Origin of the sequence: Cytobacillus firmus NBRC 15306, from assembly GCF_001591465.1 — a bacterium.
Classification (GTDB): Bacteria; Bacillota; Bacilli; order Bacillales; family Cytobacillaceae; genus Cytobacillus; species Cytobacillus firmus.
This window is the reverse complement of record NZ_BCUY01000184.1, coordinates 1-2,240: the sequence shown is the minus strand read 5'-3', so window position 1 is coordinate 2,240 and position 2,240 is coordinate 1. Positions and strand designations below refer to the sequence as shown.

General features: G+C 35.2%; 3 protein-coding genes. 2 read left to right on the top strand and 1 reads right to left on the bottom strand.

What is annotated here, in order from left to right:
* Positions 1–194: 194 nt before the first annotated feature.
* A complete protein-coding gene (locus tag BFI01S_RS21650; RefSeq protein WP_061794412.1) occupies positions 195–797 on the bottom strand; it encodes a hypothetical protein in 603 nt (200 codons plus the stop codon).
* A gap of 232 nt (positions 798–1,029) precedes the next feature.
* Here BFI01S_RS21650 and BFI01S_RS21645 point away from each other — a divergent pair, with 232 nt between their 5' ends.
* Both BFI01S_RS21645 and BFI01S_RS21640 read left to right on the top strand, forming a co-directional pair.
* Positions 1,030–1,419 (top strand): tyrosine-type recombinase/integrase, encoded by a 390-nt coding sequence (locus BFI01S_RS21645; protein ID WP_082804590.1) that lies wholly within the window; start codon positions 1,030–1,032, stop codon positions 1,417–1,419.
* Between the two features lie 127 nt (positions 1,420–1,546).
* A complete protein-coding gene (locus BFI01S_RS21640) occupies positions 1,547–2,206 on the top strand; it encodes a helix-turn-helix domain-containing protein (RefSeq protein WP_235831264.1) in 660 nt (219 codons plus the stop codon).
* The last annotated feature ends 34 nt before the right edge of the window (positions 2,207–2,240 follow it).

Here is a 2,240-nt window from a genome sequence, read left to right as displayed (position 1 = left end):
TTTTAAATAATGCGTAGAAAAGAAAGTTGTTCCAGAGTAGTCACCAAACAATAAAATATAGTTAAATAAAAAAATGGCTCAGTTACTTCACTGGCCATTTCTGTTTAATTAATCTACTAGTAAAGATTAGCCGTGGGACGGTCAGATTTTTGAGGAAAATTTAGGAACGTATTGATTCAAGGTATTTTTCAACTTTATAAAACTACTTCAAACCCCGTAGGTTTTTGGAATGGCACTTTATATTCCTTAAAGACCAATTTGAACTTAGAAATATCTTCGGGTAATGCAGGTGAAACAATGTAAGAATAGGATGTATGTCCTCTTGAGCCTCCACCTCCTTCGTTTCGGCAATCATAATCGTCCTCATTCCCCTCAATGGATAGACCAAAAAAGGTATGTTCTCTAAACCTGCTAGGATAGTCATCATCAGATTCTTCTCTGTCAATGTTAAAATGGACAACACTTGCATTTTCAAATTGACGTACAAATGTTACTGAATAAAAGACATTATCTTTTTCAAATGACTTTAATATTGGGATATTTTTAATAAATCCCTGTGGTTCTACAAAAGGTTTATATATGTCTTCATTTAAGAAGTGGGAAAATACGCTATTTAAAAAGTCCTCGTAAAATTTATATTTCTCAGACCAAGTAGAAATAAGTTGTTTAGTGGGAAAACCGGGATTATTCTCTGAAAGATCTCTCCTTTCTTGAATTAATTTACAGATTTGTTCGTCGATATTTTCAAGTCGCTTATCGTAGTGTTCTGTAGGTGGTTCGAATGGCATTCGTTTCATATTTTCAGCCTCCAATTAATCCATTGTAATTAGACTGTAACATAAAATGGTAAAGTAACAAACTCCTTACACCAAATTGACAGAAACAATACTGCATAGAATTATTGCGTAGAATAGGTATTCCATGCTAACATGCGACCAAATATATGTAAAAAGGATATGAAAAACGGCTATTAACGGTTAAAAAATATTGCGTAGAATTATTTATCGTAAAAAATGAGGAGGAGTGTACATGATAAACCAGTTTGTTGAGGAAGCCTTAAGAGGAAAATCAGAACAGACAATAAAAACTTATGTACATGCAATTAAGCAATTTAGCGAGTGGTTAGAAGGGGCTGGAGCCAATTTATCAAATTATGCCAGAAGCGATGTTCAACAATACATTGATTATCTTGTTAGTAGAAGAAAAAGCGCAGCAACAATAAATAAGATTTGGAATGGGATTAAAAAGTTCAGTAAATGGGCTGAGAAAGAAAATACAATTGAGGATATATCCGTAGTTAAACCTCTGGATTATAAAAATGAGGCTCCTAAATCTCTGGATAGATTGGAGTTGAATCGTTTGGTTAGAGAAGTAGATAGAACAGAAAATAAACGAGATATGGCCATTTGTGACTGCTAAACTAAAATAGACAGTTTTTGCTAGATAAGATGAAACACTTATTTACCCTAATATACCAGTAAAATATATAGCTCCTCCATTGTATGATGATGGTTTGATTCTTAAATCATTGGAGGGCTAAGAAAAGGTGGATAAGTGGGAAATGTATATGGAAATTCAGCAGTTACTCAAGAAAGGTTTTAGTAAATCCAAAGTAGCAGATAAACTGGGGGTATCCAGGGCAACTGTATATCGGCATCTTAAGAGATCTCCTTCGGAGATGGCAGAATGGGTTGAATCTTTACAAACAAGAAAGAAAAAGTTGGATCCTTATAAAGAGTTAATCTTGAATTGGTTAAGGGAACATCCTGATCTTTCAGCAGCACAAGTACAAGATTGGTTGATGGAAAGGTATAAGGAACAACTTGAAGTGGGTGAAAGCACAGTCCGTGCTTACGTAAGGGAGCTAAGAGTTGAATATAAAATAGCTAAGGAATCTTCACCAAGGGATTATGAAGCAATACCTGATTCACCATTGGGGGAACAGGTCCAAGTTGACTTTGGGCACACCAAGCAGAAAACGTCTGATAATAAAGAAGTAAAGCTGAACTTTATTGCCTTTGTGCTATCTAACTCGAGATACAAATATAAAGAGTGGTTAGATCGCCCCTTTACAACTCAAGATGTCATTCAAGCTCATGAAAATGCTTTTCAATGGTTTTGTGGGATCCCAGGAGAACTCGTGTATGATCAGGATAGCTTAATTGTGGTGAGCGAGAATGGCTGTAAATGTCAACCCAAAAGTTGACCATGTCGCTCATGTAAAAGTTGACCACCCTTTT

Excerpts from the sequence above, each read along its gene's own strand:
- BFI01S_RS21650 (WP_061794412.1), bottom strand. The coding sequence starts at position 797 with ATGAAACGAATGCCATTCGAACCACCTACAGAACACTACGATAAGCGA.
- BFI01S_RS21645 (WP_082804590.1), top strand. The coding sequence starts at position 1,030 with ATGATAAACCAGTTTGTTGAGGAAGCCTTAAGAGGAAAATCAGAACAG.